Source organism: Vibrio sp. QJM3NY_27, assembly GCF_057785955.1.
The window spans coordinates 1705644-1732481 of the sequence record NZ_CM173511.1; the positions used below are offsets into that span (position 1 = coordinate 1705644).

The window sequence follows — 26838 nt, forward strand, 5'->3', positions numbered from 1 at the left end:
GTGATTCGTAATGCTTGGCGTTTTTACTATGCATTGCTCTAGGTGATTAAGGTGGTATTACGTTGCTCACCACTTAAGCGGGCATCATATTCCTGCAATTCTTCCAGAGTGAAAGTAACTATACATATCTAGTCTTAATAGTTTGTTTAGGTTCACGGTGCCTTTCTTAACTATTTGATAGAGTGGCATTTCAGTGTGCATGGAGGTTTTATAATGGGAACTGTAATCGGATTGGTAATTCTAGCTGCTATAGATTGGTATATTGTTCGTAAAACAGGGCTTCATATTCATAAATGGATCTCTAAAAAGTACGCCGCGTATCTGTCGGAGAAGGGAAACAAAAAATAGCCTTTTCTTATTAAGTCATCGGTATAAAAAACGTTATCTGCTATTCATTTACACACATTGCAAAGATTGGAGGATTCATGAAAGGTAAAGGAAAGTGCCTATGTGGCTCGGTTGAGTTGGAAGTAGAGTACGCCAGTAATGAATTGGGGGCTTGTCATTGTAGTATGTGTAGAAATTGGTCTGGCGGTCCGATGTTAGTCATTGATTGCTCTGATTCCGTCAAAATATCAGGTGAATCAAATGTAGTGAGATATAAGTCGTCCGATTGGGCTGAGAGGGGGTTCTGCGGTAAATGTGGTACTCACTTGTTTTACTTTTTGGTGCCAAATAATCAGTACCACCTTCCTGTCGGTTTATTGAGGTCTGGGGATGACTACAAGTTAACTCATCAGATATTCATCGATGAAAAGCCCAAATACTACGAATTTAAAAATGAAACACAAAATATGACTGGTGCAGAAGTATTTGCCCACTTTGAAAGTGGAGAGTAGCACTTAGTTTTTATTAGCTTAAGACTAATTCACAACGCTCGGCATTTTTTAGTTTCGGTCGATTTTAGTGTTTGCGGTGCAATGGTTTTGGCGAGGTGGTAGCGTTGCTCACGCTTAACCTCCCAGCATCAACCCCCAATTTGAAGTGACTCGAAACTCGATTGTCTGAACTCCGAATAGCTGAATAGTTACTCTAATATGCAACGAGTCGCCTAATGACTCTGAGGAGGCGGAAATGACGGATATGGCAATATCAAGTTACCTTGGCTGGTTGTTACTTCTTATAGGTTGTTACCCTTTCTTGCTTGTTGGTGTCAGTATGTTTTTCTATGATGCAGAGCGTAAACAAGCATTAAGGTGGTTGAACGGAGTTAGTTTTCTATTGGTTGCATTCCTTCTTTACATGCATATGCAGACAGAAGTCATCTATGGTCGGGAATTGCTCGAAGCTTGGTATCGTGATAACCCAGAAGATAGGCCTCAATAAAAAGCACATAACAAGTGTTTATTATCCATTTCGGTATATAAAAATGATGCTAAACGATTGGCATTTCCAGCTAGAATCAACTTTAGTGTTTTCGGCACAATGGGTGAGGTGAGGTGATCGCGATGTCAGTTACTTCAAGCGGCGATAACTCGTCTATCCCATTTGCCTATCCGAGTGAACCATGTTCTCTTACAAAGTGTCTGACATTTTAGATATTCAAATGTTGAGGCTTCGATGAATTTTCTCCGTAAGTATAAAATCAGCTTTCTTTTCTGCGTTAGTGGCCTTTTGTGTTTCATTGCTTATAACACCATCGGTTCATACGTAGATGAAAATGGTTTGTTAGTTGAGCCATTCGGGCTTATTCCTCTATTTTGGCTTTTTGAGTTACTTGCGTTGCTGGCTTTGGTTGTAACCTTCGTTAGAAACAGAAAGTGTCAGTAGACCAGTTAAGCTGCAAGTAAACGAAGATGTTTCGTTATCACAAACAACTTAGGCGCGATTCGGTACGCGTGGCATTTGTGGCATGCGGCGGTATTGGTGTTTCCACTCGTTTTAACTTCAGTGGGTTAGGTGTTAAATTTGAGAGTATTGGTAGCGTTGTAATCTGCTCAAGCGGGCGTTATGTTACTAATTGAATTCAACGTTTATAAAGGATGAACATGGTAGTACTTAGAGGAATGCGCCAAGACGAATATCCAGTATATTGTCAGTATTTTATTGACGATTACAGTCAGGAAATAGCTAGAAATTATGGGCATTCTTTGGACGTTGCAGTCGAATTGGCAAAGAAGGACTTGCATCGCAGCTTCCCTAACGGACTAGAGGGCAATGAGCATTCGCTATTATGCATTGATGCTGAAGTCGATGGTGAATGTAAGCTTGTGGGTTACCTATGGCACTCAGTCAATATTGGTGATAAATCTACGTTTATCTATGACTTCTTCATTTCGAATGAACATCGAGGTCTAGGTTATGGTACTCAATCAATTTCTGCGTTAGAGACTCAACTACTCGCTATTGGTATCAATCAAATAAAACTGAGGGTCGCATATCATAATGAGCGGGCGCTTAAGTTGTATAAAGAAGTTGGCTTTGAGGTTACCGGTTTCAATATGTCTAAGAAACTAAGCGGGTAGCCTCAACATATCAAGCAACATACATAGACCGGCAGGTTTCATTTAAACATGGAGTGAAAATATGAAGTCAGATTTTTCAAAACTTGCGACAACCGAGTACGGAAACATATTAAGTAACGACCACTTTATTAATTTTAGTATTGGTCCTCTTTGGCAGGGAATGCCGCCAATTTTTGGAGAAGCGTTTACTGTCCAGTTAACGTCTGGTGATAATTTAATGCTTCATTCAGCCATATACGAAGCACCAGAAGGTTCCATCATTGTAGTGGATGGAGTTGATAGCGAATATGCAGTAGCCGGTGGGAATGTATGCGCAGTCGCTAAGAGTCGAGGTATCAAAGGCTTTATTATTGATGGTGTCATTCGAGATTTGAGTGAAATTTCAGATATGAAGTTTCCAGTTTTTGCGAAAGGTGTTCATCCAGTACCGGGAAAGAAAGAGGTCTATTCTGAATTGGGCGCTCCAATCACTTGTGGGGGAGCAAAGGTCTCTACGGGAGATATCATTGTTGCTGATGTAGAGGGTATTGTCGTTATTCCTAAATCAAGAAAAGATGAAGTGTTTCTAATGGCTTCAAAGAAAGCAAGTGAGGAAGCTTCATTAACACTCGCTGAGTGGGAAACGAGTCATAGGGCTAAAATAGCCCAAGCAATAACGTCTGCGAAACGAAAAACTTAATTGGTGCAGCAAGCTGATTTGTAACGCGTGGCATTTGTCATCAATTAACAGGCGTTAGGCGACAACGAATAAATTCATCCATGGAGAAGAGAGTGATCGTACGGACTGCGACGAAGTATGAAAATAGCGACGCTGGTTGATAACTCTCGACTGGATAACCGAAAAGACTTAGCCGTTGAGCGCGGGCTATCACAGCATATTGAAACCGAGAAGCTAAAGATCTTGTTCTATATGGGAAGTGGCGATACGTTTTGTAAAAATGCACCATTACTGGGTGTTAATAGGTCACGATGAATAAACAAAAACTAAAGGGCCTCATTCAACAAGTTCCTGAGCTAATCGAAACAGCCAACGTATGTCGTGAGGTGGGCTTGCCAAACTTCTATATTGCAGGCGGCGCTATCACTCAAATCATCTGGAATGATATCGAAAACAAACCGCTTCTAGATCAAGTCAAAGACTTCGATGTTGTCTATTTCAATAGTACCTCAGCTATCACCGAAGATGAGTTCAAAAGCCGCATTCGTTCGCGGTTAAGTCATTGTGTCGACGTGGACGTAAAGAACCAAGCGACCATTCATGAGCATTACGCTAAGAAGTTCGGTTGCTTCATTCAACCATACGTACGTGCGGAGCAAGGTATCGAGTCTTGGCTCTCTGCGTTTGCTATTGGGTTTACTCTGGATGATTCAGGCGATATCAAGTTGTTTGCACCATACGGTGTAGAGGACGCTTTTGATATGCTGATTAAGCCGAATAAGCGAGCAATGACAGAAGCAAATTACAACAAAATGACCACTGGCTATAAGGCCCGATGGCAGCAAGTAAAAGTGCTCCCTTGGGGTTGATTGATAGAATGTTAAGGAGTTTTAAGTGAGTCAGGAAGTAAGAGTAGGTGTAGCTGCGGTTATTCTACGTGAAGGACGAGTGCTACTTGGAGAGCGAATTGGTTCCCACGGGGCTCATACGTGGGCAACGCCGGGCGGACACCTTGAATGGGGTGAAAGCATTGAAGAGTGTGCTAAACGTGAAACACTCGAAGAGACTGGCTTAGTTGTTAGTGCATTTGAGAAGCTGACTTTTACCAATGATATTTTTGAGAAAGAGAACAAGCACTATATAACGCTGTTTGTTGTTGCTTCTGACACAAGCGGAGAGCCTCAGGTGGTTGAGCCTGACAAATGTAAGCAATGGGAATGGTTTAAACCAGATGAGCTACCAGAACCACTGTTTCTTCCTCTGACGAATTTGCTTAACGATCCGGTCATCCTTGGGAAGTTAGCGCAGTAAAACGTGAACGATTGGAGAGAAAATCAATGAGAGCACCTTTTCAAGTTTTAGTTTTTCCCTACAAAACAGTCGATAACAAATCTCGATTTTTAATCGCACTTAGAAGGGACAATGGTGTATGGCAGGCAATATCGGGTGGTGGCGAAGACAATGAATCATTACTTGAAGCAGCAAAACGAGAGCTCTCTGAAGAGGCTCAGCTAGTCGGTTGTAACTGGCAGCTACTTGATTCAATGTGCATGCTTCCAAAAGTCTTTTATGCAGGAAATCAGAATTGGACTGAGCATCCATTCGTAATTCCTGAGCATTCCTTCTCAGTTAAAGTGACGGAAGACCCTCAATTATCAAATGAACACACAGATTACCGTTGGTGTGATTACCAAGAAGCTATTGAACTTCTAACATATGACTCGAACAGAAACGCGCTTTGGGAGATCAACGAAAGGCTCAGCGGAGTCTAAAAACACAATGCTTATTTAAATCGTATGTTATGTGAATACAGGGAACAATCAAATGGAATTAAAGTGTCACTGTGGAAATGTGAGCTTAGATCTGAGCTCGCTTCCAGACGAAGTCGGGGAGTGTAATTGTTCTATCTGTCGTCGTTATGCTGCCGTTTGGGCGTATTTTTCTCCGGAGCAAGTTCAAATCAACTTGAGCGATAAAACTGAGTTTTATTGTTGGGGCGATAAAGAAGTCGAATTTCATCGCTGCAAGTTGTGTGGATGTTTAACGCATTACGTAACGACAGAGAAATGCTCCGCAGATATCTTGGCTGTGAACATGAGAATGGCCGAAAATAAAGTGCTTGCAAGCATCCCAGTTCGTAAAATCAACGGCGAAGCGTACTAAGTCAACTAACAAGGTACTTTCACTACGCCTTGCAGTATTGAAACGGTAGATTTGGTCGTATTAAGGAGAAGTTCGATGTTCAAGTGTCCAAATTGTGGGGCGTCGGTTTCTATTAAAGAGAAATCGAAGCTACATCCTTCCAAGCACATGCCATGTAAACAATGCGCTCAAGTATTGAAGCCTTTTACTATTTATTACTATTCACTCTTTTTTATTGCCCCTTTTACGGTTTCGATTTCAATGAATTATGCAGGGTTTAGCACTTTAGGTGCCATGGTGCTTAGTTTTACATTGTTTTACGTGCTGTTAGTGTGTCAGCCAATAAAGAAAGTAACGCAATAGCCCTCTAGCATTAAAAGAAGATGACTAATCAGCAATAAAATAATGAGACAGGTAAATCATGACATTACGAGTAGTTCCAGAGCTTTATTGTTTCAATATTAATGTGAGCAAATCCTTCTTTGTCGATGTGTTGGGATTTGAAGTGAAATACGAGCGCCCAGATGAAGAGTTTGCTTATCTAACGCTCGATGGTGTTGATGTGATGCTTGAAGGGATTACGGGCAAAAGTCGAAAATGGCTTTCAGGTGATCTGGAGTTTCCGTTAGGGCGTGGTGTTAACTTCCAATGGGATGTTATCGATATCGAACCTCTATATCAGAGAGTTAACGAAAGCGCCGCTGATTCTATTTACTTAGCGTTAGAGTCAAAGTCTTATCAATGTGGGGATTCGATCGCGACTCAGAAGCAGTTCATAGTCCAAACCCCAGACGGTTACCTCTTTAGGTTTTGCCAAGATATTCTTTAACATATAAATATTATTGGTTACTTATTACGAGAAACATGGCTAACTAAGTACCTGCTTAAACAAGGAGAGTAGAGTGGTCAACATTCGGGAAATGGCAATTTCAGATTACGACTCCGTGATCGCGTTGTGGTGCCAGACGGAAGGCATGAGTATTCGCGATGCCGATTCGAAAGAAAGCATTGCGAGCTATTTAGCTCGTAACCCCGGTCTGAGTTTTGTGGCTGAAAGTAACAACGAGATCATTGGCGCTGTGTTGGTCGGAACGGATGGACGTCGTGGGTATTTACAACATTTAGCTGTATCAGCCAACTTCAGAGGGCAAAAATTAGGTTGTAAGCTTGTCGCAGAGGCGGTCAACGCACTTGCAGGGCTAGGTATCCCCAAGACCCACTTGTTTGTTTATAACGACAACATCAATGCTCAACAGTTTTATGAAAAGTTGGGCTGGTTTCCTCGAGATGAAGTTCGAATGTACTCGTTTAATAGCTCGGATAATAGTAACGTTTAGCCTTATAAGTTCGCGTTGGCTGAGTTTGAGTTTGAGCTTGAATTTGTAACAGGTTCGCGCGCATCCATCTAATATCAAAACAATCCTTGGAGTATTTAGAAATGTTGTTTTCTAGTCTGTCTAAATCATTGGTTCATGGCTCCGAGTTATGTTCTGAGCTACTCAATTTCTTAACCGAGCATAAGAGTGACTTCGAAGAAAAGTTAATCCCTGACCTGTCATACATCGATGATATGGCACATGTGGTGAACGGTATTAAAATCAAAGACGTTCTACACATCAATTCGAATCAATACCGACTTCAATATTCGTTTGATTGGGAGCTATTTCTCGGCTGTTCAGATAGAAACGAAACCGGTGTAGAGAATGGAAGCGTTCTATTCACACTTGAGGATGATAACGTTCTTAATATCAACTTCCCAAACTACGGTTCTCGAGACACTAGCGATGAGCTCTAGTCGGTTTTTCGTGCGTGTTATACAGAAGGAACAACAATGATAACTATTGAAAGGCTTCAAGAATCACATGTGGCGTTAGTTCAGGCCATCCAACTCGCCGATGAACAGGTTAAGTTCGCTGGTACAGCTGCAGAGTTTTTATTAGACGGCAGTGAAACGACGCACTTGCACGTGATTAAGTCTAATAACGAAGTTGTTGGTTTCTTTAAGCTGGATATCGCTTACGCAGATTCTTATGAGTTTTGCCCTAAAGGAAGCATTGGGCTAAGAGCTTTTGTGCTTGATAAAAACCAGCAAGGTAAAGGTTTAGGAACTGGCACGGTCAAAGCTTTGTTTCCATATTTAAAAGCGAATTACTCAGCGTATGAGTCGATTTATTTAACCGTGAATTGCAAAAATCCCGCCGCATTCAACTGTTATAAGAAAGGCGGCTTCGAAGATACCAATGAACAGTATTTAGGTGGCGCAGCAGGCCCGCAATTTATCATGAGCGGTCGAATCGCTTAGTAATATTATACCGACTAATTATTGATGAGAAACACCTGCACAGCTGTATGCAGGTTGAGAGTTTTAAAGAGCACGAAAAGGAAATTTGATGAAGGTTCAATATCTTGAAGTAATTACCCCAGAAGTTGATGTTGTTTGTGCAACATACGCTCAGCTCTACAACGTGAAGTTTAGTGGTGCTGATGTGAACCTTGGTGGGGCGCGCACTGCAAAGCTATCTAATGGTGGGGTAATAGGTATTCGAGCACCGCTTCGTGAAACTGAAGAGCCAACTGTTCGACATTACACGCTGGTTGAGGATATTCAGTCTGCAGTAAATGCAGCCGAGAAACTAGGCGCCGAAGTCGCAGTACCGCCAGTGGAGTTACCACGTCACGGCATGTGTGCCATTGTTATTCAAGGTGGCGTCGAGCTCGGATTCTGGGAGTTATAGGTGATACATAGCCTTTAGAATGTGAAGGACGAGATACTGCGATTTATGATACGACACCTAGTGTCTTTGCCGGCTTCATGGCATCATTCCACGCAGCTAAAACCCCAACAAGGTATGTTATGAAACAGAATATTGTCCACATTGCACTCGTGGTAAAAGACTACGATGAAGCGCTTGATTTCTATGTAAACAAGCTTAAGTTTGATCTCATCGAAGACACGTATCTACCAGAAGAAGATAAGCGCTGGGTTGTTGTTGCTCCACCAAATTCAACCGGTGTGAGCCTGTTACTTGCTAGAGCTTCCAAGCCAGAGCAACTTGATTTCATCGGCAACCAAGCTGGTGGACGTGTATTCCTATTCTTAAACACCGATGACTTCTGGCGTGATTACGAACGCATGACATCTTTGGGTATTAACTTTGTCCGAGAGCCAAAAGAGCAAGGCTACGGTACCGTTGCTGTGTTTGAAGATCTTTACGGTAACTTGTGGGATCTGCTTCAGTTAAACCCTGAACACCCTATGGCTAATAGGTAGAATAGCTTAGTCAACAACCCTAATTCTAGTCATACGGATTGACAGGAGCGACATGGAAGTCACAAAGTATCATCCCAAGTATTTAACCGCTTTACAGGCAATCTATTTAGAATCGAGACAGAACACCTTTCATTGGGCTGATACTAGCGCTTTTAAGTTATCCGATTTCGACTTAGATACAGAAGGTGAGCAAATATGGGTCGCTGTTTCTGGCAATAAGGTTTTAGGTTTTGCCTCTATTTGGGTACCTGAAAGCTTCATCCATCACCTCTATGTTTGCCCGCGAACGCTACGTTCTGGGGCTGGTTCTGCTTTACTCAATACCTGCAAACAACATTACTCTGGTCTGACATTGAAGTGTTTGACTGCCAATGAAAATGCGATTGGCTTTTATCAGTCGCAAGGCTTTGTTATCTCGTCCACAGAGGGAGAGGGGTTAGAGCGTTATCACTTAATGACGTACTAAGCTTTGTAATAATAAGTTTAGTAATAACAATCATAACAATCATAACAATCATAACAATCACAAGCCCTGCAATTACAACAAGGGTAATCAAGTCGGGAGTTTAAACAGAGAATATGGAAATAAAACAGCTGTCAGCGACGGAGGTACTTCCGGTTAGGCATCAAGTGCTTTGGCCTGATAAACCGATGTCGTTTTGTATGGTGCCAGATGACGAACAAGCAACGCATTACGGCGCGTTTGTTGGTGAGCAGTTGGTTTGTGTCGCGTCTATCTATATTCGAGACAATGAAGCTAGGTTGAGAAAGTTTGCCACGCTGCATGATTTCCAAGGGCAGGGAATCGGTTCAAACGTGATTGATCATGCAATCTCTAACCTCAAAGATTTAAACATCCAATATTTTTGGTGCGATGCGCGTACAACGGCTTTAGGTTTTTATCAAAAGTTTGGGATGGCTGTAGAAGGCTCTGAATTTGAAAAATCGGGTGTTGCGTATTACAAAATGTCGGTTCATTGGGAGTAACGGTTCTCTGTAGCTCTGTTAACCCTCCGTATCGCCAAATCATCAACTTAAGTTAAGGAAGCTCATCGTGGAAGAAATCAAAGGCATTCTGCAATTCATGGTCGAAATTGAACAATTAAAGGATGTTCATCGACAAACAAAACCAGTTGGATTGGACCGATATGAAAACTCGGCAGAGCACAGTTGGCACGTCTGTTTGAGCGCTCTGATGTTAAAAGACTATGCCAATGAAGAGATCGATATTACGCGAGTGATGAAGATGTTGCTGATTCATGACCTTGGGGAAATCGATGCCGGAGACACCATCATTTATGCCAGTGAAACTGAAGAAAACAAGCTCAAAGAGAGAAACTGCGTTGAGCGGTTGCTGAAATCATTGCCGAGTCATTTAAGAACCGAGTATTTGGAGTTATGGCTTGAGTTCGAAGCGGGTGAGTCACCGGAAGCTCGATTTGGTAAGGCGATCGATAGAGTGCCGCCTTTGCTTCATAACATCCATGGAGGCGGTCACAGCTGGAAGAAGCACAACATATCTAAAGATAAAGTACTGACCTTTAATGGCGAGCGTATTTCTAAAGGCAGTCGTGCTCTATGGAAAGAGCTAGAAGTGCAACTTGAAGGGGCTGCGGACAAAGGGCTATTAAAGTAAAAATTAACTATCTTGCCAAGGAATGACAAAGAAGTTTCAACCTAATAACGTTTAAATTAAACTCGAGAATTCATAGTGTTACTTCAGCGTAGCAAGGCCATTGTTAAAGGAATAAGAACCACATGAAAACCACTGCTTTAGCTTTATTGTTGCTTAGTGTTTCTGGTAGTGCATTTGCAACCAATATTGAAGCGATCGATTACCAAGTGTCGGTCACTATCGAGGATTCTGAATCAAAACTCAACTTCCCAACCTTTAAGTTCGACTCTTTCGGACAGGAAGTCTCATCTCAAACTGAAGAATGCATTTATTCGGGTGTTCTTTCTAAGCATGAAGCTAACGCTATTCTATTAGAGGCCAAAATGTCATGCGATTATGAAAATGGTGAGTCTAGTCGTGAGATGCCTGTTTTTATTCTTGATAAAGAGGGTGGAGAAGCAAGTATCGAGCTTGGAGAAGATGAAGCAAACCTGTGGAAATACACGGTTCTAATTAAAGCGCTTGACTAAATTTCAAACGACACACGGTTACTCTTTTTGTTCTGCTATTGAACACCGCAATGCCAATTAAAGTAGATGCATGACACACGGTATTATCTTGTGTCTCATTTCTTTCTAATAAAACTCTAATGGACGACAATAAGTTCGAGAACCGAGTGATAAGTTGTTAGTATGCATAAACTTTATAAATATTAGTTGGTTTATATAAATGCTTGATAATAAGTATATTAAACACCCTTATCACTGTGAACAGTGCAACGCACTGACCCCACACCTTGCAGTTAACGCTTCCGATGCTGAATCTAAAGCGGACGCTGAATCTGAAAAGAAACAATGGAAGTTAGGCGTGTTGATGGAGTACTTGATGACGTTATTGTTTAAAGGTGACAATAACGTTCCCGGTTTTTATGTCGACAGTGATTATGAATACCAATGTGAAAAGTGTGGGACTAAGTCGTGGCATTAATTGGGTATGAAAATTTGATTCAACCCTAATTTTCGAGCTCTAATCCCCAAAATCAATTAGCTTAAAGAACTAGTTAGCTTTAATAATTAATGAGTTTCAATCAGGCGTATTATTCTTACTTTGTTATGGAGGACAAACGAGTGATATACCCAAAAACTTTAAATATCGGTGACAAAATCGGATTTTTCTCACCGTCATCGCCTGCAACTGTCTTTGCTCCTAAACGGTTTGCTCGTTCTAAACGCTATTTGGAAGAGCAGGGCTTCATTCTGGTTGAAGGTTCGTTAACTGGAGAGTCAGAAGGGTATCGTTCTGGTTCCATTCAAGCACGAGCCGAAGAACTCAACCAGCTCATTCGAGACCCAGACGTGCGCTGCATTATGTCGACCATTGGTGGTAACAACAGCAACTCATTGTTGCCATACATCGATTATGATGCCCTTAGAAACGACCCTAAGATCATCGTCGGCTATTCAGATGCCACCGCATTACTGTTAGGCATCTACGCCAAAACTGGATTGGTGACTTTCTATGGCCCAGCACTCGTCGCGTCATTTGGTGAGTTCCCGCCGTTAGTCGACGAAACCTTCCAATCATTTACTGACATCTTATGTTCGGATTCAAGCCAACATCAGTACACGATGCCTGAGAGTTGGACGGACATCAAACACGACTGGGAAACTCAAGATTCGGCAAAGCCAGTTTACAATAACGAATGGCACTTCATGGGAATAGGTCAAGTAAGCGGTCGCGTGATTGGTGGCAATCTGAGTACGATGGCGGGGATTTGGGGCAGTGAATACATGCCAGAAATTCAGCCTGGCGATATTCTTCTTATTGAAGATTCACTAAAAGGCATTGAAGCGGTAGAGCGTTCATTCGCACACTTATTGGCTTGCGGAGTATTCGATAAAGTTGGCGCTATTGTACTCGGCAAACATGAGCTGTTTGATGACAAAGGGACAGGGCGAACACCCCTCGATGTACTTCTTGAAGTGTTGAACGGTAAAAATGTCCCGATCCTGTATGGCTTCGACAGTTGTCACACCCATCCTATGCTAGTCACGCCACTAGGTGTGCAAGGCACTATTGATTTTGATGACCAGACATTCAAGCTTCAAAGCCAATAGTTAGCGTCGAGTTAGCATAAACTGATGATAATAAGACGCATTAGAAAAGTGATCCTCTCTGCAAACTGAGAATGGAAACGCGTCTATACTGACATGGGTTACGTCACTGATTTAAGAAGTGGCGCTATGAATGTAAGTTTGATTAGGCTAAATCTCAGAGGTGACGATGAAAAAATTACTACCACTATGCGCCATTTTACTCTCGGCATCATTTTCAGCTGCGGCTTCTGATGGTTTGATTAAATACCAAAGTAATTACTCAGTGAAAGAGACTGCAGACCGCTTTGAAGAAATCGCTAAAAGCAAAGGTTTGACCTTGTTTGCGAGAATCGACCATCAGAAAAATGCGAGTAAGGTTGGTCTTGAATTGAGACCAACGGAAGTCATCATCTTTGGTAACCCAAAAGTAGGGACACCATTAATGCAATGCGCTCAAGATGTCGCGATAGATTTACCGCAGAAGGTGTTAGTCACTGAGGATTCTAATAAAGAAGTATGGCTATCTTACAACGATCCTAATTACTTGGTAGAGCGTCACGCAATCAATGGCTGTGACGAAGTGGTTAAGAAGATCTCGGGTGTACTAAGCAAGCTTTCAGAAGCGACAGTGGCGAAAGCTGAATAACCGAGCCAATAAGCACTCATTTAGACCATTAATGGGTGCGACTTGACGATGATATAGCTTCCCAATCAACGTTTGGCTGCATTGACAACTAAGCAACAATATATAAAAGTAGTGTTATGAAACTGAATTTAGCGCCATCTAACCAACGAATTATCATCATTCCATAGGAATGGTGGGATTGTTGATGCGCTTTGTTTATCGAACCCACCCGTAAGGTGGGTTTTTTGTCGCTGTCTTATGGGTTTTATCTGAATAGAGGAAGTCATATGAAAAAGGTCGCGGTTTTTGGCAAGCCTGGGAGCGGAAAGTCCACAATCAGCAAAGCTTTAGCTCTAGCTACAGAGATAGAGCTTCACCAGTTGGACTCTATTGTTTATAAGGCCAACGGAGAGTTTGTTGAACGTGAAGTATTCGAGCTGGCTCATGAGAGCATACTTAAGTCAGAAAGCTGGATCATCGATGGTTTTGGCCCTCTAAGCTCATTCAACACACGTTTAGAAGCCGCAGATACTTTGGTTTATATCGACCTTCCTTATCCAATTAACTACTGGTTTGTTACCAAGCGAATGCTCAAAGGGTTGTTCGTTAAACCTGAAGGTTGGCCTGATGGAAGCTCAGTGATAAAAGGCACGATACAAAGTTACAAGACACTAAAACTGTGCCCTAAGTTTTGGAATGACGACTTTAGACTACGGTTAGAATTACGCGCAAAAGAGAAAGAGGTTCACATCATCAGAAGCGTGAGTGAATTGAATAACTTTGTCCGCCAACACGTCACTTAACAGGTGAGAGCTTACCTTTCTTTGAAACGCTTTAATTTGCTCATAACTTCATGAAAATATTTAGATTTAATTCAACATGTGGCATATTTGCCATGTGTTGAATTTGTGCTTTAAGTTAAGGCTATAGATATTATGTATGGAAGTGAGAAGACGAGAGCGTTCTGCTGTAACTGTAAGGAACTTACACTGCATAAGTACACTATGTTCAGTAACCAAGCCGAAAAAGCGCCACAAGATGTAAAGAAGCCAGGGTTGCTGGGAATGATTTTATCGTCATTAGCTTCAAGCGGCGGAACCGGTGATTATAAATGTATAAAGTGTGGAACCAATTTGCGAACACCAGACAATCTAGACTGAGTTTGGCTTGGACAAATAAAAACGGGAAGACCTCAATGATCTTCCCGTTAGGTATTACTTAACTCATCGTGCTATTGGCAGTTTGAGTGAGAAGCCTTATGCACAACACTTCTTGTATTTCTTACCGCTACCGCAAGAACATGGGTCGTTACGGTTAGGTGTCTTTTCGAACGTCATTGTTTTTGGCTTGTTTAGCAACGTGTCGAACTCAAGCGTGTTTTCTTCTTTAGTTGCATCAACAGATACAGTAACAAAGATAGAATGCTCAGCCGCGATTGCTTCAACTTCTGCTTTACGAGCTTCAGTTTGAACCATTACCGCAACTGGTGACTCTTCAGTACCCACTTTAACATCGCGGTTTACATTGTAGCCAGCAAGAACGTGGTTCTGTCTTGTTTCGATACGGCCTTTGAAAAATAGTTTCGACATTGGGTACTCACAAAATTTGGGATGACGCTATTCCTATGCTAGGTAGCGTTATAGAGCGGGGGATTATACGCATATATTCCAATTGATAAAGCAGTGATGTGAGTAAAGATTGTTGGTTTTTGTTTGCTAGCAATTATTTGTTTTATTGCTTTGTTCTAATTAGACTAATTTTGAAACTCAAGACAATAAGATTTCCCTTAATAGGGCTTCAAGTGATAAATTGAAATCGTCAATTTAAACAACGAGATACCCCATGAAGTTAGATGCCATCCTGTGGGATTACGATGGAACCTTAGTGAATTCAGTTCCAAAGAATATCGCAATTACTAAAGATATTATCTCTGTGGTCGCGCCACGCTTATCAGGTGAGAACTTACCTAAATATCTGCTGAGCGAAACGCTTTATCACGAAGCCAACCACGGTGCTAAAAACTGGCAAGCTTTATATGTCGATTATTACGGCCTATCACATGACGAAATGTTGATCGCCGGTGGAATGTGGGCAGAGCATCAAGAGAAAAACCAAACTGCTGTCGCCTTGTTTGACGGGATGAACACTGTGGTAAGTCAGTTTGCTCATCTTCCTCATGGGATCTGTTCTCAAAACTCTCAATTGAATATTCGTGGTGTACTCGACAGTTATGGCATTGGCGATTTGTTTAAATCGGTAGTGGGCTATGACGATGTCTCGAACGGCCACCAAAAACCACATCCATTTGGTGGAGTGAAATGTGTTGAGAACATATTTGGCGTCGATCAGGCTAACGAGCTTTGTTTGATGTACATCGGTGACCATGAAGCGGACACACAGTTTGCTCGCAATATTGAAGACGCGCTGGGTAAAAACGCAAAAGTGATTGCGGTGGCTGCCGGTTATAGCCGATCTGAGCCTGAAAATTGGCAAACCAAGCCCGATTATATTGCTAACAATGTCGATGATCTTTTAACGATCATCGGTAAGTACGCATAGAAAGCTAAGTACGCATAACGAAGCAGTACGTTTAAAAATCACCACACCTGAATGACTTTAAGGAAGAATAATGACACCAAAACAAGTGGTATTAGGTTTTTGGGATGCAATGCGCAGTAATGATTTTGCCAAGGCAAGCGAATGGTTAGCCGCAGATTTTGAAGGCTATTGGCCTCAGTCGTCTGAATTGACGGTAGGCCGCGATAACTTTACGGCAATCAACTCTGAATACCCAGCCAATGGTGTTTGGGAGTTCACCCTCAATTCGATTGTCTGTGAAGGAGATTCCGTAGTGACGGACGTTTCGGTTACTGACAGTGTATTGAAAGACCGAGTGATTACCTTTCACACGGTTGTTGATGGTTTAATTCAAAAGCAAACTGAGTTTTGGCCAGACCCGTTCGAAGCGCCGGCGTGGCGATCGCAGTGGGTTCAGGTTATATCGAAAAATTAGTTTGTATCGATACGATCAGTTTGTAACGAAAACCCAGGTCGTATCGAATAATCAGGTTATATCGAACGATCAGGTTTCATCGAAAAATCAGGTTATAACAAACAAGTGGTATTAGGAGGTTTCATTGAGCAAGGTAGTGATTGTAACGGGCGGAAGCCGAGGTATTGGCGCAGCGACGTCTAAATTGTTGGCCAGTAAAGGCTATGCTGTATGCGTTAACTTTATACACAATGAGTCGCGAGCTGAAGATCTAGTGAACGAGATTCGCGAACAAGGCGGAACCGCGATAAGCGTGCGTGCGGATGTGTCTGTTGAATCGGACGTGAAATCCTTATTTGAGATTGCACGTAACAAGCTGGGCCCAGTGACTCACTTGGTCAATAATGCCGGGATCTTGTTTACCCAGTCACCATTGGTTGATATCGAATTGGATCGCTTTGAGAAGGTGATGAAATCGAATGTATCAAGCTGTTTCCTGTGCAGTAAAGCCTTTATCAAACAAGCGGACGGTGCAGGTTCTATTGTGAATGTCTCATCTGCTGCTTCTCGCACAGGAGCGCCGTTTGAATATGTCGATTATGCAGCATCGAAAGGTGCGATGGATTCACTAACCAAAGGCTTATCGCTTGAATTGGCTGCGCGTAATATCCGAGTGAATGGCGTAAGGCCGGGTTGTATCTACACCGAAATGCACGCAGACGGTGGAGAGCCAGATCGCGTAGACAGACTAGCTTCGCAGTTACCATTACAACGAGGTGGCACGCCAGAAGAGGTGGCTAACTCTATCGTGTGGTTACTGTCAGACGAAGCTTCTTATGTAACTGGATCATTCATTGATATTGCGGGCGGGCGATAGGGCTCGTTAGCTTTTACACTAAGATAAACCAGTAAAAACCATAAACACGCAACAAAAGTACCTAACTAAAAGAACGAAACTAAGAGTACAAATATGAAAAACTATTTTGAAAGTCCGTTTGTCGGAAAGTCACTCAAAGAACAAGTGACCAACCCAAACATCATTGTGGGCGAGCACAGTTATTACTCGGGTTACTACCATAACCACAGTTTTGATGACTGCGCACGTTACCTATTAGCGGATAGAACCGACATCGACAAGCTGATCATCGGCAGTTACTGTTCGATTGGTTCTGGCGCGGTGTTTATGATGGCGGGTAACCAAGGCCATCAAAACCAGTGGGTGAGTACCTTCCCGTTCTTCTATCAAGACGACGAGAAATTTGAAGATGCGATAGACGGCTTCGAACGCTCTGGTGATACCTTGATTGGTAACGATGTGTGGATTGGCACAGAAGCCATGATCATGAGTGGTGTTAAGGTCGGTGACGGGGCAATCATTGCGAGCCGCGCTGTGGTCACTAAAGACGTTGCACCATACTCGATTGTTGGTTCAAACCCTGCGCGTCACATCCGTTATCGTTTCAATGAAACTGAAATTGCTCAGTTGTTAGAAATGAAATGGTGGGAGTGGAGCGAAGAACAAATCAAAGGCGCGATGCCATTGATGTGTTCTTCAGATATCGACGGTTTGTACCAATATTGGAAAGCGTTCGCGCAATCTTAAATTCAGGCTCGCTGAAATTACAAGTGCGCCTAAATAAACGCACGTGAGCTAGATACCTGCGCCAACTTGAAAATAGAGCGCGGTATCTTCTTCACTGAACGCGAGGTCAATCCCCGAAATTAAACCATAGCGTCTTGCGATAAGGTAACGGAAACCAACGCCGTAAGCCGCGTGAGAGCTTTGATCAAACATGTCTTTATCGCTGTCACCTGCATAGCCAATTCCCGTAAATACCGCGGTTGACCAACGTGGTGTCCATTGTTTGCTTACTTGAACTTCTGCCGCGACAGTGTGTTCACCTTGATAACGATTACGGGCGATACCTCTCAGTTCAACGTCTGGGTAATATTGAGGAGAAAGCACTCGTTCATTGGTCGACAATGATTTGTACTGTCCTCGCAATGCTAGGTTCCACTCCTTGTTTAACTCCCAATAGTTCAGCCCTTCCACATTAAACGTTTGGTAGGTGTAGTCACTGCCAATCGCATCACCAAACCAAAGGTATTTCGCGACATAGTTGTATCCTTGCGTCGGATTCAAGAAGCTGTTCTTGCTGTCGTATTCAGCGATTAGACCCAAACCGGAAGAGGTCGGTGACGTGTTGCCAATGTTGTTTAAGATTTCTTGCGCTTTAGGATGATTATTAAGTGAGAGTGTTGGTGCGAAGAACTGTTGAGAAAACCCCAGTAACCATTGGGAGTCGGGTACTCTAAATTGGAGTTTCTGTATCCCGCCCATGCCTTTGAGTCCTAGCTCAACACCTTCGTTTGGATCGAGTGGAGACAAGGCGTTCAGAGAGCTTTGTCTATAAAAGGTCATGTTGATATCGCCATAACCTAATCCACCAAGGTAGCGTATTGAGTCCTCATTCCAACTGCGCTTGTGACCAACAAACGCCATCCAAGTGCCATTCTCTGTCGCAAAGCCGCCAATCGCAGTGATTGCAGGGGTGAGAAGCTGCGCGCCACCATCGATGGATTTTTCGGCGAGTTCTTTACGCGTTTTTTTTTGCTCTTCAGATTCGTGCATGAAGATACCAGTGAAGCCGCCACCGTATCCTACCGCAGGCTCTGTAATTAGAATTGGAACAGGAAGAAAGCCGTAGGCATTTTCTGCGAGGTATTCTCCCATGTCGAGTTGGCCATCAATTTCATCGATAAAGCTGACGGCGTGTGTCGCCGTAGAAACAAATATCAGGCTACTTAGTGCTAAAGGTTTGAAGGTCATAACATTCCGTATTATTCACTATCCATTAAATTGAGTGTAATCAATCAAATAGATAGCGCAATAGAACGAGGAGTATTAACCGATATATCGGTTCAAAAGGCGAATGGAACAGCGTTTACTATTGGATAGCTTCTACGTACGTCAGAATATCCAGAGCATCTTGCTTGGTAATTGTACCTTTCCACACTGGCATACCTTGTTCTACGTTACCTTCTAAAATGTCATCCGCCACAGAACTTGGACTGGTAAAAAAGCCGCCTAGTTTATTAGCGATATTAGCGGGCTTGTGTGGCAATGAAGCAGCAGTGGGGCCATCACCGTGTCCTTTGTCGCCATGACACACCTGACAAAGCTGCGTGTATTTGGCTTTACCATTGGCAAAGTGGCTCGCATCGATTTCTGAGGCGGCACTCGCATTAAACGTCATCATTGCAGCGACTAAACCTAAGAAAGCTAACACGTGTAAGTGGTTCATGGTTTTCATTGTATTGTTCTCAATTATTATTTAACAACGAAAGAATAAGCAGGCGTGAGTAGAAGAAACGTGAATAGGTAAAGCGGGATTAAGCTAAGTTTAGAATTAGAATTAGAATTAGAATTAGCTTTAAAAGTAAATTTAGAAGCAAGTTTAGTTGCGGACGAACATCAATGTGATGTAGGTAAATGATTGATTATATGCATATTGCATAGTATGGCGTGTCGCATTAGCGTGGTGGATGAATTGGAGGGGTATTATGATTAGTTGCAACGATTACGATTATATTGAGATTGTGTGTATGCACCGATACCCAATCAAATTAACGCTGAAGTCTGGCGAGCAGATTGAATGTGTCGGATTAGATACTCAACGCAATGATAGCCGTGAAGAGTGCATTAAGGTCAGTATTCAAGGTGTAGAACAACTTGTCGTACTCACTGATCTTTCCACACTAGAAGTCTGTGTCGACAATCCTCATTTTCAGCAGATTTCATTCAAAACGTCATAGGCTTTCAAATGAATAACACCATAGAACAATGCTATTGCACCGCGTGCCGAGAAGACACACAACACGTTGTTGTGTTGGTCAGAAAGACGAGTGCGTTTGCAGACAAACCTAACCAAAAGCGAAGCGAGTTTTGGGCAGGCATGATAAAAGGTTGGTTCCTTGGCCCGTTTATCGCGTCAATGGATGAGTTTTCTCGTCACCTTGTCTGTGAAAAGTGTGGCCATAAAGAGATACAAGATTAGTCGCGTTATTTTACAAAACATTGGATTCAATACAGTTAGATCGTCAATTGGCTTAGGAATAAAACGAATGAGAGTAGAAACGATTGAAGCCGTAAAGGCGTATGGTTTTTCAGTAAGAACCACTAATACCGATGAGATTGACCCAGCCAAAGCCAAGATAGGGCAATTGTGGCAGGGCTTTTTTGACCAAGCGTTTCCTAAACTGACACCAGATTCAAAGGTGTATGGTGTCTACACAAACTACGAGTCTGACTTTACGGGTGAATTTGATGTCATCGCTTGTACTAGCGCACTCACCGATAACAATTTAGATGCGCTTGTCGAAACCGAAATACAAGCAGGCAAATACTTAACGTTTTCTGCTGAAGGTGAACTCCCTCAAGCAGTGATCGACCTATGGGGTGAAGTGTGGGCGTATTTCAACGCAGTGGATTGCCCACATGTTCGAACTTACACGACAGATTTTGAATTCTACAAAGGCGAAACCGAAGTCGAGATTTCGATAGCGATTCAGTGATCAGTTTAAAATAAACAAAAGGCTTAACTTAGACTCTAACATCCGGTTAAAGGACTGCAGTATCCAGTTAAGAGACAGTAGTTATCGGTAAAGAGACTGCGAAAAACCAGTTAAGCCTTTGAATATCTGTTCATTACAAGAAGGTACAGTGTCACGTAACTACCATAATACTTACGCTTTATCTAATCCTTAATTCCCCTAGAGCACCCCAAATACCCTTAAGTCACCCAAAAATACAATCTTGCTTGGTTTCATTCCACAAAGGGTATTGCTTCATGACTTGGGTGTAGAGCTTACTTTCCAAGTGCGCTCTTAACCAACGTCCTACGTTTTGGTACTCAGATTGTACAAACCACTTCTTTTCGACTCGTACAAACTGGCTGACAAAAGGCATCACGGCAAAGTCGGCTAAGCTTGGGGTTTCTCCGAAAAAGTAGGGCTGTTCGGTGAGTAGCGTTTCTAGCTGACTAATGAACGCTTCGCAGGCTTGTCGACGTAGTTCAACATCGATGTTTCGATAACGAACAGACGCTCTGTACTTTTCTAAGTGGCCAATAAAATCTTCATCGTTGATTTTGATGAGCTGGTGGACTTGTTGGCTAAGTGTTGGATTACTTGAACGAAGAAGATCTTGAGGATCGTTTTGCTGAAGTGCCCAGTTCATCACATCCAAGCTCTGCTCAATGATTTGTCCATCTGGCAACACCAATACCGGAACGGTACCTTTTGGCGAACTGGCCAATAGTTCGCTAGGCTTGTCTTTGGTAACGATTTCTCGAAGTAACACTTTTTGCTGTGATAGTGCGATGCCCATTCGTCCGCGCATGGCGTAAGGGCAGCGACGTAAAGAATAAAGGATAGGTAAATCGGATTCGTTTGGCATTATTGAGGTCATTTAGTTTGAAAAGTGTTGTTAGGTGGTAAAGAGATCGTGATGTAGGTAGAATACGCGGCTTAAAAATTATAAGTAAGTGAGCGACTTCAAAAATGAGCAGAAAGATTGAGTTATTAGCCCCAGGTGGCGATGTAGAGGCGATTAAAGCAGCTATCGTAGCGGGTGCTAATGCGGTTTATTGCGGTTTAGACACCTTCAACGCTCGTAACAGAGCCTCTAACCTATCGTTAGATGAGTTGAATGGTGTGATTCGCCTTGCTCATGAATACGGTTGTGAAGTGTTTCTGACTCTTAACGTTGTGCTGCTGGAGCATGAAATTAAGAGCATCACTAAACTGTTGAACCAGCTTGTGAACACTAAGCTTGATGGCATCATCGTCCAAGATCTTGGTTTGTTCGATTTGGTGAAAAAGCATTTCCCATCGTTAGATGTTCACGCATCGACTCAGTTAACGACACACAACGAAGGCCAGATTAAGTTCTTGTCTAAAATTGGCGCAACACGCGTTAACTTGTCTCGTGAATTGAACCTGCCAGAAATCAAAATGCTGACGGAAGTGGCACACGACCACGATGTTCTAACCGAAGTGTTTGTACATGGCGCTTTGTGTATCGCATTCTCTGGCCAATGTTACTCAAGCTCAGTAAGTGTGGGTAACTCAGGTAACCGTGGCCGTTGTAGCCAAGCATGTCGTGATGAATACGAAATCACTGATGCAGGAAACAAGTTCCCACTGAACCTGAAAGATAATTCAGCGTACTACGACCTACCTGAATTGGTTGACGCGAAAGTCGACTCATTGAAAGTTGAAGGCCGTATCAAAGGCGCACACTACGTATACACAGTGGTTGATACGTGGCGCAAACAAATTGATAGCTTTGTAGAAAGTGGTTTGTTGATCGAAGACGATTCGAACCTGCACAAAGTATTCAACCGTGATTTCACCAACTCTTTCCTAAAGGGTAACCTAACGAAAGACATGTTCATTGATAATCCTCGTGACAACAGCATGAACTACGCCGTTGATAAAGCGACGAAAGAGAACAATGAAATCTCAGTGGTACAAATTCAAGAAGTGACCAGCGATCTTTATGAAGCGAAAAATGCCCTAGGCAGTGAAATGCGCGACAAGATCGAGTTCCTTGATATTCGTAAAACACCCGTGTCATTGTCGTTTAGCGCTAAGGTGGGTCAACCATTTACGGTGACAGTGAACACACCAAAAGAAAACTTTACGGTTCAATCTCAATCGTTATTGGCAACAGCTAAAGAGACTGCGATTACTCAGGCGTTACTTGAGAAGCGTTTCAAATCAGTGAAGAGTGCGGTTCATACGCTAGAAAACTGTAACTACGACAACTTAGATGAAGGTCTGATTCTTCCTTTGAAAGAAGTGTCGGTCTTAAAAGACGAAATCGATTTCATCTTAAACGGTTCTGTGAAAGTGATTAAGCACGTTGAAGTGCCAGCACTGCCTCAGCAACCAAAGGTTAACGAGAAGCCAACCATGTCGATGCTTATCGCTGATGTGGAAGACTTGCACCTGTGTGACGTAACCGACGCGGATGTTTACTTCAAACTGCCTGAAAGCTTCAAGAAGCGTTGTAACAAGTACATCGACATCTTGGCAGCAAACCCACGTTTGATTCCTTGGTTCCCAGCAGTATTGATCGGTAAAGATTACGACGAAGCGGTTCGTATTCTTGAAGAGATCAAGCCAGCTCGCATCGTGACCAACAATACGGGTATTGCTTACAAAGCTTACGAGATGGGAATTGAGTGGGTTGCAGGCCCGTTCATGAACACGACCAACTCTCACGCACTGGTTACGCTGAAAGAAGAGCTGAACTGTGCTGGTGCTTTCATTTCGAACGAGATCAACAAAGGTCAGATTCGTCATATTCGCCGCCCAGAGAACTTCAAACTGTTCTACAGCATCTACCACCCAATCTTGATGATGACCAGCCGCCAGTGTTTCTTCCAAAGAACTGTGGGTTGTAACAAGCCAAGCATTGAAGCCGGTTGTATGTTGAAGTGTGAGAAAGCGACCACGATTACCAACGTGAAAGGCATCTCTTTCGCGGTTGATAAACAGAAGGGTGGCTACCCAAGCATTTACAACCACGAGCAGTTCTTAAACCATGACGCTGTAACGGATTTCTCGGGTCTGTTCGACGAGTTCTTCATCGACCTAACCAACATCGGCGCGGGCTCGAAAGAAGTACAAGACAAAGTAGAGCTGATTAAGCACTTCCAAGGTTTGATTGACGGCGTTGATGGCTCACAACAGAACCTAGAGCAGATGGTTGAAGTTCGAACTAATGCTCAATACGTCCAAGGCTTATAGGGTTCAAGGTTTATAGCTTCTAAGGTGAGAGCGTTCAAGGTAGAGAGCGTTCAAGGTAGAGAGCGTTCAAGGTCTATAAGTCTTAACCGCTTATAAGCACTCAGAACCAATAAACATAAGGCCACTCAATCGAGTGGCCTTTTTAATGTCTGAGTCGTTTTGAATCAGCGAATACGCTATTCCGTCACGGCTTCTTGTTTGAAGCATGGGCTTTTCAACGTGTTCATCTTTTCGATTTCATTGGTTAAGCGCAGCGAGAGCAGGGCTTTTTGATTCGAAGCAAAATCAAACATCACGATAGTCGCGGTGCCTATGGTCGTCAGTTTTTGCTGAGTTTTACTGACAATCGCGTATTCCATGGTGAATCGGTCATCTTGAATATCAGTGACACGAGAGCCAATCATCAACGTATCTGGATACGTGACTGGGCGGAAATACTTACAGTAAGTGTCACCAAGAACAGGGCCAACTTTGGTAATCGCCATCTCTTCCATCAGCTCAACGTGCTTGAAAAAATCTAAGCGAGCGGTTTCGAAATAGCGAAAATATACGGCGTTGTTAACGTGATTGAGTGCGTCCATTTCTCCCCAAGCGACAGGGATTTCTGTTACTACCGGGTAGTCAGATAATAGTGCTTCCATGCGAACTCTCTTATTGTTATCTGTGTAGTTAATGTTATCTGGGTAATTAATGTTATCGGCTTATCCTTCATCGAGATAAGTTGTTATTGGAATAAAAACCCTACCGCTAAATTAACAAAACTGCAACACGTGTGATTTAAGTTTTTGAAGCTTGAAACCACACAATGTCAGTGACTTAGTCTTTCATTACTTAATGACTTGAACGCTTTTGCTCTATAACTTAGCTACTCAGGTGTTTGAATTGCAGTTCAACTAGGCGTTGGTACAATTCGCAGCTATTGATGAGCGACTGGTGGTCGCCGATGTCTACTAGCTGTCCTTTATCGAGCACTGCAATCTGGTCGGCGTGTTTAATTGTTGATAAACGGTGCGCGATAATGATGGTTGTTCTGCCACGCATTAATTCTTCTAAAGCTTGTTGAACATGATGTTCACTTTCGCTGTCTAGCGCACTGGTTGCTTCATCTAACAATAGAATATTCGGATCTTTTAGGATGGCACGAGCGATGGCAATGCGTTGTCTTTGTCCGCCAGACAATCTCACGCCACGTTCACCAAGAAAGCTGTGATAGCCTTCAGGTAAGTTCTGAATGAACTCGTGCGCGTGCGCTTTTTTAGCGGCCTCGATAACTTGTTCGTCCGTTGCTTTCGGGTTTCCGTAGCGAATGTTGTGGAACACATCGTTACTGAACAGAGCAGGTTGCTGCGGCACGAGTGCCATCTGCTTTCTTAGCTCGTTCGGATCAAACTGATTCAGTTCAACACCGCCTAACGTTACTTTACCCACTTGCGGGTCGTAGAAACGTTGCAACAGTTCAAACAAAGTAGTTTTACCCGCGCCAGACGGGCCAACCAATGCCAATACTTTGCCTTCATGGGCTGTGAGCGTGAGGTTGCTTGTTGCGGGCTGGTCGGGTCTTGATGGGTAACAGAAGGTCACATCATCAAAAGCGACTTCTGGTGTCACGTTATCCAGTGGTGTTGGGTTTTCAACAGGCGCAACAATGTGGCTTTCAACTTGTAGAATTTCAATTAATCGTTCTGTCGCACCTGCCGCACGTTGCAATTCACCCATCACTTCAGAAATCGTACCTAGTGATGAAGCAACCATGATCGCATAGAAGACAAATGCAGCCAGATCACCCGCCGACATAGTGCCGTTAATAACATCACTGCCGCCAACCCAAAGCATGCCTGCAATCGCGCTGAACACGATAACAATTACACCAGAGATAAGAATCGCGCGCTGTTTAACGCGCTGGCGTCCAATCTCATAAGCCTTTTCCACTTCTACCGCGAATGAAGCTTTCTCTTGCGCTTCTCGGCTGTAGCTTTGCACCGTTTTAATATGCTCAATCGCTTCACCTGCGTAAGACCCGACATCAGACATCGAATCTTGGCTTTGGCGAGATAAGGCTCTTACACGGCGCCCATAGACAAGGATCGGAATCAAGATAAACGGCACCGACGCCAATACAATCAACGTCAGCTTAATATTGGTCGCAAACAGCATGATGATTGCACCAATACACATCAACGCGCTGCGCATCGCCATAGAGAACGACGAACCTATGATGCTTTGAAGCAGAGTGGTATCCGTTGTGATGCGCGACATGATGTCACCACTGCCATTAGTTTCAAAGTAACTCGGGTGCAGCGTCACGACATGATTGAAAACTGACAAGCGAATGTCCGCACTTACACGTTCCCCAACAGAAGAAACCAAATAGAAGCGGAAGAAAGTACCAATCGAGATCAATACGACCACGACCATGATGAACTGAATTGCGCTGCCTAAATCTGAGAGTGATTGTTGGCTAAAACCTTGGTCGATAAGAAGACGAATACCGTGTCCGACCGAAAGGGTTAAGCTCGCCGTGAAGATCAACGCGATCAACGCTGCAATAACACGACCTTTATAAGGCTGGATGAATTTACTCAGCTCAAACAAAATACTGAGGCTTTTTTTCTCAGGTTTGGGTTCTGGCGCTTTTTGAGTCGAGCGCTGAGTTGAGTCGAGCGTAGAAGAGACATCGTTTTGCATATGACTGCCTTAATGTGTTGTCGCTTTAAAAATAGATGGCTTGTTGCTTGTTGCTTGTTGCTTATTGCTTATGGCTAATTGCTTATGGTTTATGACTTATTGCCTGTACTGCGCTTTTTTCGCTGGGAAGTAATTGTTGTTGAGAATAGAACCCATTAAAGCATTTATTGCGCTGTGACGCTCCCTAGGAAACTCAATTTCCAATATTTCCTCCCCACGAAGTGAATAATTCGAAACAACCTTAAAGGAAAACTAAGCATTCTGATCCAGTCAGTTCGATAGGAAAACGAGGGGTTTAACCCTAATTTTTATGCAAGTAAATTGGCGTTAATAGGAGAGTGCGCTCATAAGTTAGCAATCGAGTGATGATTTGTAAATTGATAGAAAAACGATTGCTTTTTGTCTCGATATTAACTTTATCAATGACTTGCAATTTTTGGTTGTAAGACCAGTTATAGCGACTGTTTTTTG

Annotated in this window: 38 protein-coding genes and 1 pseudogene; 33 read left to right on the forward strand and 6 right to left on the reverse strand. The window is 43.0% G+C overall.

Annotated elements, in window-relative coordinates; all coding sequences use genetic code 11:
• The first annotated feature begins 425 nt into the window (after positions 1-425).
• The 25 genes and pseudogenes from AC3CIA_RS07720 to AC3CIA_RS07840 all read left to right on the forward strand — a co-directional run bounded on the left by AC3CIA_RS07720 (position 426) and on the right by AC3CIA_RS07840 (position 14032).
• Entirely contained in the window at positions 426-839 is a 414-nt protein-coding gene (locus tag AC3CIA_RS07720; RefSeq protein WP_488518833.1) for a GFA family protein, read from the forward strand.
• Positions 840-1074: 235 nt separating this feature from the next.
• Positions 1075-1326, forward strand: coding sequence for a hypothetical protein (locus tag AC3CIA_RS07725; protein WP_171313086.1), 252 nt, complete (start codon positions 1075-1077; stop codon positions 1324-1326).
• 234 nt (positions 1327-1560) lie between these two features.
• Entirely contained in the window at positions 1561-1770 is a 210-nt protein-coding gene (locus AC3CIA_RS07730) for a DUF3955 domain-containing protein (protein WP_488518834.1), read from the forward strand.
• Positions 1771-1988: 218 nt separating this feature from the next.
• Positions 1989-2465, forward strand: coding sequence for a GNAT family N-acetyltransferase (locus AC3CIA_RS07735; protein WP_488518835.1), 477 nt, complete (start codon positions 1989-1991; stop codon positions 2463-2465).
• Between the two features lie 61 nt (positions 2466-2526).
• Positions 2527-3144 carry an RraA family protein gene (locus tag AC3CIA_RS07740; protein ID WP_488518836.1) on the forward strand — a complete coding sequence of 206 codons (618 nt, stop codon included), beginning with the start codon at positions 2527-2529 and terminating at the stop codon, positions 3142-3144.
• Between the two features lie 117 nt (positions 3145-3261).
• Positions 3262-3426, forward strand: a pseudogene (locus AC3CIA_RS07745) (MBL fold metallo-hydrolase); the annotation flags it as partial.
• Positions 3427-3434: 8 nt separating this feature from the next.
• The gene (locus AC3CIA_RS07750) at positions 3435-3992 is read left to right on the forward strand and encodes a nucleotidyltransferase family protein (RefSeq protein ID WP_488518837.1); all 558 of its coding nucleotides are present in this window, start codon (positions 3435-3437) and stop codon (positions 3990-3992) included.
• 25 nt (positions 3993-4017) lie between these two features.
• Positions 4018-4434: a nucleotide triphosphate diphosphatase NUDT15 gene (locus tag AC3CIA_RS07755; protein ID WP_488518838.1), complete on the forward strand. Its 417-nt coding sequence runs from the start codon at positions 4018-4020 to the stop codon at positions 4432-4434.
• Between the two features lie 26 nt (positions 4435-4460).
• Positions 4461-4895 (forward strand): NUDIX hydrolase, encoded by a 435-nt coding sequence (locus AC3CIA_RS07760; protein ID WP_488518839.1) that lies wholly within the window; start codon positions 4461-4463, stop codon positions 4893-4895.
• Positions 4896-4947: 52 nt separating this feature from the next.
• Positions 4948-5286, forward strand: coding sequence for a GFA family protein (locus tag AC3CIA_RS07765; protein WP_488518840.1), 339 nt, complete (start codon positions 4948-4950; stop codon positions 5284-5286).
• A gap of 400 nt (positions 5287-5686) precedes the next feature.
• Positions 5687-6094: a bleomycin resistance protein gene (locus AC3CIA_RS07770; RefSeq protein WP_488518841.1), complete on the forward strand. Its 408-nt coding sequence runs from the start codon at positions 5687-5689 to the stop codon at positions 6092-6094.
• Between the two features lie 73 nt (positions 6095-6167).
• On the forward strand, positions 6168-6602 hold the full coding sequence (locus AC3CIA_RS07775) for a GNAT family N-acetyltransferase (RefSeq protein WP_237299069.1): 435 nt from the start codon (positions 6168-6170) through the stop codon (positions 6600-6602).
• 101 nt (positions 6603-6703) lie between these two features.
• Positions 6704-7060 carry a hypothetical protein gene (locus AC3CIA_RS07780; RefSeq protein ID WP_488518842.1) on the forward strand — a complete coding sequence of 119 codons (357 nt, stop codon included), beginning with the start codon at positions 6704-6706 and terminating at the stop codon, positions 7058-7060.
• Positions 7061-7096: 36 nt separating this feature from the next.
• Entirely contained in the window at positions 7097-7567 is a 471-nt protein-coding gene (locus tag AC3CIA_RS07785) for a GNAT family N-acetyltransferase (RefSeq protein WP_488518843.1), read from the forward strand.
• An 88-nt stretch (positions 7568-7655) separates the two neighbouring features.
• On the forward strand, positions 7656-8000 hold the full coding sequence (locus AC3CIA_RS07790) for a VOC family protein (RefSeq protein ID WP_488518844.1): 345 nt from the start codon (positions 7656-7658) through the stop codon (positions 7998-8000).
• A gap of 119 nt (positions 8001-8119) precedes the next feature.
• Entirely contained in the window at positions 8120-8536 is a 417-nt protein-coding gene (locus tag AC3CIA_RS07795) for a VOC family protein (RefSeq protein ID WP_017061801.1), read from the forward strand.
• Positions 8537-8588: 52 nt separating this feature from the next.
• Positions 8589-9002: a GNAT family N-acetyltransferase gene (locus AC3CIA_RS07800; RefSeq protein ID WP_488518845.1), complete on the forward strand. Its 414-nt coding sequence runs from the start codon at positions 8589-8591 to the stop codon at positions 9000-9002.
• A gap of 113 nt (positions 9003-9115) precedes the next feature.
• A complete protein-coding gene (locus tag AC3CIA_RS07805) occupies positions 9116-9523 on the forward strand; it encodes a GNAT family N-acetyltransferase (protein ID WP_488518846.1) in 408 nt (135 codons plus the stop codon).
• A 67-nt stretch (positions 9524-9590) separates the two neighbouring features.
• Positions 9591-10172 (forward strand): HD domain-containing protein, encoded by a 582-nt coding sequence (locus AC3CIA_RS07810; protein WP_488518847.1) that lies wholly within the window; start codon positions 9591-9593, stop codon positions 10170-10172.
• A gap of 122 nt (positions 10173-10294) precedes the next feature.
• Positions 10295-10681, forward strand: coding sequence for a hypothetical protein (locus AC3CIA_RS07815; RefSeq protein WP_488518848.1), 387 nt, complete (start codon positions 10295-10297; stop codon positions 10679-10681).
• A 199-nt stretch (positions 10682-10880) separates the two neighbouring features.
• Positions 10881-11138: a hypothetical protein gene (locus AC3CIA_RS07820; protein ID WP_054546354.1), complete on the forward strand. Its 258-nt coding sequence runs from the start codon at positions 10881-10883 to the stop codon at positions 11136-11138.
• Between the two features lie 140 nt (positions 11139-11278).
• Positions 11279-12268 carry a S66 family peptidase gene (locus AC3CIA_RS07825; RefSeq protein WP_054546786.1) on the forward strand — a complete coding sequence of 330 codons (990 nt, stop codon included), beginning with the start codon at positions 11279-11281 and terminating at the stop codon, positions 12266-12268.
• 166 nt (positions 12269-12434) lie between these two features.
• On the forward strand, positions 12435-12893 hold the full coding sequence (locus AC3CIA_RS07830; protein ID WP_029406454.1) for a DUF302 domain-containing protein: 459 nt from the start codon (positions 12435-12437) through the stop codon (positions 12891-12893).
• Positions 12894-13159: 266 nt separating this feature from the next.
• The gene (locus AC3CIA_RS07835) at positions 13160-13675 is read left to right on the forward strand and encodes a P-loop NTPase family protein (RefSeq protein WP_054546353.1); all 516 of its coding nucleotides are present in this window, start codon (positions 13160-13162) and stop codon (positions 13673-13675) included.
• Between the two features lie 132 nt (positions 13676-13807).
• On the forward strand, positions 13808-14032 hold the full coding sequence (locus AC3CIA_RS07840; protein ID WP_032555842.1) for a hypothetical protein: 225 nt from the start codon (positions 13808-13810) through the stop codon (positions 14030-14032).
• A gap of 96 nt (positions 14033-14128) precedes the next feature.
• Here the strand turns inward: AC3CIA_RS07840 and AC3CIA_RS07845 are convergent, their stop codons facing one another.
• Positions 14129-14461 (reverse strand): PBPRA1643 family SWIM/SEC-C metal-binding motif protein, encoded by a 333-nt coding sequence (locus AC3CIA_RS07845; RefSeq protein WP_004733856.1) that lies wholly within the window; start codon positions 14459-14461, stop codon positions 14129-14131.
• A 253-nt stretch (positions 14462-14714) separates the two neighbouring features.
• Between AC3CIA_RS07845 and AC3CIA_RS07850 the strand changes: the two genes are divergently transcribed.
• The 4 genes from AC3CIA_RS07850 to catB all read left to right on the forward strand — a co-directional run bounded on the left by AC3CIA_RS07850 (position 14715) and on the right by catB (position 17467).
• Positions 14715-15431, forward strand: coding sequence for an HAD family hydrolase (locus AC3CIA_RS07850; RefSeq protein ID WP_054546352.1), 717 nt, complete (start codon positions 14715-14717; stop codon positions 15429-15431).
• A 70-nt stretch (positions 15432-15501) separates the two neighbouring features.
• A complete protein-coding gene (locus tag AC3CIA_RS07855) occupies positions 15502-15885 on the forward strand; it encodes a nuclear transport factor 2 family protein (RefSeq protein WP_054546351.1) in 384 nt (127 codons plus the stop codon).
• 124 nt (positions 15886-16009) lie between these two features.
• Complete coding sequence (locus AC3CIA_RS07860; protein ID WP_054546350.1) at positions 16010-16741, forward strand: glucose 1-dehydrogenase; 732 nt, start codon at positions 16010-16012, stop codon at positions 16739-16741.
• Positions 16742-16834: 93 nt separating this feature from the next.
• The gene (gene catB / locus AC3CIA_RS07865) at positions 16835-17467 is read left to right on the forward strand and encodes a type B chloramphenicol O-acetyltransferase (protein ID WP_054546349.1); all 633 of its coding nucleotides are present in this window, start codon (positions 16835-16837) and stop codon (positions 17465-17467) included.
• Positions 17468-17515: 48 nt separating this feature from the next.
• Here catB and AC3CIA_RS07870 read toward each other — a convergent pair whose 3' ends face one another.
• Positions 17516-18694: a BamA/TamA family outer membrane protein gene (locus AC3CIA_RS07870; RefSeq protein WP_054546348.1), complete on the reverse strand. Its 1179-nt coding sequence runs from the start codon at positions 18692-18694 to the stop codon at positions 17516-17518.
• 118 nt (positions 18695-18812) lie between these two features.
• Positions 18813-19178 carry a c-type cytochrome gene (locus AC3CIA_RS07875; protein ID WP_054546347.1) on the reverse strand — a complete coding sequence of 122 codons (366 nt, stop codon included), beginning with the start codon at positions 19176-19178 and terminating at the stop codon, positions 18813-18815.
• 250 nt (positions 19179-19428) lie between these two features.
• Between AC3CIA_RS07875 and AC3CIA_RS07880 the strand changes: the two genes are divergently transcribed.
• The 3 genes from AC3CIA_RS07880 (at position 19429) to AC3CIA_RS07890 (ending at position 20439) form a co-directional block, all read left to right on the forward strand.
• Positions 19429-19680 (forward strand): Rho-binding antiterminator, encoded by a 252-nt coding sequence (locus tag AC3CIA_RS07880; RefSeq protein ID WP_004733849.1) that lies wholly within the window; start codon positions 19429-19431, stop codon positions 19678-19680.
• An 8-nt stretch (positions 19681-19688) separates the two neighbouring features.
• Positions 19689-19922, forward strand: a complete 234-nt coding sequence (locus AC3CIA_RS07885) for a hypothetical protein (RefSeq protein WP_004733848.1) — start codon at positions 19689-19691, stop codon at positions 19920-19922.
• Between the two features lie 67 nt (positions 19923-19989).
• Positions 19990-20439 (forward strand): GyrI-like domain-containing protein, encoded by a 450-nt coding sequence (locus tag AC3CIA_RS07890; protein WP_171316309.1) that lies wholly within the window; start codon positions 19990-19992, stop codon positions 20437-20439.
• 223 nt (positions 20440-20662) lie between these two features.
• Here AC3CIA_RS07890 and AC3CIA_RS07895 read toward each other — a convergent pair whose 3' ends face one another.
• A complete protein-coding gene (locus AC3CIA_RS07895; protein ID WP_253659267.1) occupies positions 20663-21253 on the reverse strand; it encodes a glutathione S-transferase in 591 nt (196 codons plus the stop codon).
• 173 nt (positions 21254-21426) lie between these two features.
• Here AC3CIA_RS07895 and AC3CIA_RS07900 point away from each other — a divergent pair, with 173 nt between their 5' ends.
• Positions 21427-23682: a peptidase U32 family protein gene (locus AC3CIA_RS07900; RefSeq protein WP_054546343.1), complete on the forward strand. Its 2256-nt coding sequence runs from the start codon at positions 21427-21429 to the stop codon at positions 23680-23682.
• A gap of 176 nt (positions 23683-23858) precedes the next feature.
• Here the strand turns inward: AC3CIA_RS07900 and AC3CIA_RS07905 are convergent, their stop codons facing one another.
• Positions 23859-24323, reverse strand: a complete 465-nt coding sequence (locus AC3CIA_RS07905; RefSeq protein WP_016786146.1) for an acyl-CoA thioesterase — start codon at positions 24321-24323, stop codon at positions 23859-23861.
• A gap of 220 nt (positions 24324-24543) precedes the next feature.
• Positions 24544-26367, reverse strand: coding sequence for an ABC transporter ATP-binding protein/permease (locus AC3CIA_RS07910; RefSeq protein ID WP_171316313.1), 1824 nt, complete (start codon positions 26365-26367; stop codon positions 24544-24546).
• Positions 26368-26838 lie beyond the last annotated feature (471 nt).

Coding starts and splice junctions, on each gene's coding strand:
- AC3CIA_RS07720 (WP_488518833.1), top strand. CDS start 426: ATGAAAGGTAAAGGAAAGTGCCTATGTGGCTCGGTTGAGTTGGAAGTA.
- AC3CIA_RS07725 (WP_171313086.1), top strand. CDS start 1,075: ATGACGGATATGGCAATATCAAGTTACCTTGGCTGGTTGTTACTTCTT.
- AC3CIA_RS07730 (WP_488518834.1), top strand. CDS start 1,561: ATGAATTTTCTCCGTAAGTATAAAATCAGCTTTCTTTTCTGCGTTAGT.
- AC3CIA_RS07735 (WP_488518835.1), top strand. CDS start 1,989: ATGGTAGTACTTAGAGGAATGCGCCAAGACGAATATCCAGTATATTGT.
- AC3CIA_RS07740 (WP_488518836.1), top strand. CDS start 2,527: ATGAAGTCAGATTTTTCAAAACTTGCGACAACCGAGTACGGAAACATA.
- AC3CIA_RS07750 (WP_488518837.1), top strand. CDS start 3,435: ATGAATAAACAAAAACTAAAGGGCCTCATTCAACAAGTTCCTGAGCTA.
- AC3CIA_RS07760 (WP_488518839.1), top strand. CDS start 4,461: ATGAGAGCACCTTTTCAAGTTTTAGTTTTTCCCTACAAAACAGTCGAT.
- AC3CIA_RS07765 (WP_488518840.1), top strand. CDS start 4,948: ATGGAATTAAAGTGTCACTGTGGAAATGTGAGCTTAGATCTGAGCTCG.
- AC3CIA_RS07770 (WP_488518841.1), top strand. CDS start 5,687: ATGACATTACGAGTAGTTCCAGAGCTTTATTGTTTCAATATTAATGTG.
- AC3CIA_RS07780 (WP_488518842.1), top strand. CDS start 6,704: ATGTTGTTTTCTAGTCTGTCTAAATCATTGGTTCATGGCTCCGAGTTA.
- AC3CIA_RS07785 (WP_488518843.1), top strand. CDS start 7,097: ATGATAACTATTGAAAGGCTTCAAGAATCACATGTGGCGTTAGTTCAG.
- AC3CIA_RS07790 (WP_488518844.1), top strand. CDS start 7,656: ATGAAGGTTCAATATCTTGAAGTAATTACCCCAGAAGTTGATGTTGTT.
- AC3CIA_RS07795 (WP_017061801.1), top strand. CDS start 8,120: ATGAAACAGAATATTGTCCACATTGCACTCGTGGTAAAAGACTACGAT.
- AC3CIA_RS07800 (WP_488518845.1), top strand. CDS start 8,589: ATGGAAGTCACAAAGTATCATCCCAAGTATTTAACCGCTTTACAGGCA.
- AC3CIA_RS07805 (WP_488518846.1), top strand. CDS start 9,116: ATGGAAATAAAACAGCTGTCAGCGACGGAGGTACTTCCGGTTAGGCAT.
- AC3CIA_RS07815 (WP_488518848.1), top strand. CDS start 10,295: ATGAAAACCACTGCTTTAGCTTTATTGTTGCTTAGTGTTTCTGGTAGT.
- AC3CIA_RS07820 (WP_054546354.1), top strand. CDS start 10,881: ATGCTTGATAATAAGTATATTAAACACCCTTATCACTGTGAACAGTGC.
- AC3CIA_RS07830 (WP_029406454.1), top strand. CDS start 12,435: ATGAAAAAATTACTACCACTATGCGCCATTTTACTCTCGGCATCATTT.
- AC3CIA_RS07835 (WP_054546353.1), top strand. CDS start 13,160: ATGAAAAAGGTCGCGGTTTTTGGCAAGCCTGGGAGCGGAAAGTCCACA.
- AC3CIA_RS07840 (WP_032555842.1), top strand. CDS start 13,808: ATGTATGGAAGTGAGAAGACGAGAGCGTTCTGCTGTAACTGTAAGGAA.
- AC3CIA_RS07845 (WP_004733856.1), bottom strand. CDS start 14,461: ATGTCGAAACTATTTTTCAAAGGCCGTATCGAAACAAGACAGAACCAC.
- AC3CIA_RS07850 (WP_054546352.1), top strand. CDS start 14,715: ATGAAGTTAGATGCCATCCTGTGGGATTACGATGGAACCTTAGTGAAT.
- AC3CIA_RS07855 (WP_054546351.1), top strand. CDS start 15,502: ATGACACCAAAACAAGTGGTATTAGGTTTTTGGGATGCAATGCGCAGT.
- catB (WP_054546349.1), top strand. CDS start 16,835: ATGAAAAACTATTTTGAAAGTCCGTTTGTCGGAAAGTCACTCAAAGAA.
- AC3CIA_RS07870 (WP_054546348.1), bottom strand. CDS start 18,694: ATGACCTTCAAACCTTTAGCACTAAGTAGCCTGATATTTGTTTCTACG.
- AC3CIA_RS07875 (WP_054546347.1), bottom strand. CDS start 19,178: ATGAAAACCATGAACCACTTACACGTGTTAGCTTTCTTAGGTTTAGTC.
- AC3CIA_RS07880 (WP_004733849.1), top strand. CDS start 19,429: ATGATTAGTTGCAACGATTACGATTATATTGAGATTGTGTGTATGCAC.
- AC3CIA_RS07885 (WP_004733848.1), top strand. CDS start 19,689: ATGAATAACACCATAGAACAATGCTATTGCACCGCGTGCCGAGAAGAC.
- AC3CIA_RS07890 (WP_171316309.1), top strand. CDS start 19,990: ATGAGAGTAGAAACGATTGAAGCCGTAAAGGCGTATGGTTTTTCAGTA.
- AC3CIA_RS07895 (WP_253659267.1), bottom strand. CDS start 21,253: ATGGGCATCGCACTATCACAGCAAAAAGTGTTACTTCGAGAAATCGTT.
- AC3CIA_RS07900 (WP_054546343.1), top strand. CDS start 21,427: ATGAGCAGAAAGATTGAGTTATTAGCCCCAGGTGGCGATGTAGAGGCG.
- AC3CIA_RS07905 (WP_016786146.1), bottom strand. CDS start 24,323: ATGGAAGCACTATTATCTGACTACCCGGTAGTAACAGAAATCCCTGTC.
- AC3CIA_RS07910 (WP_171316313.1), bottom strand. CDS start 26,367: ATGCAAAACGATGTCTCTTCTACGCTCGACTCAACTCAGCGCTCGACT.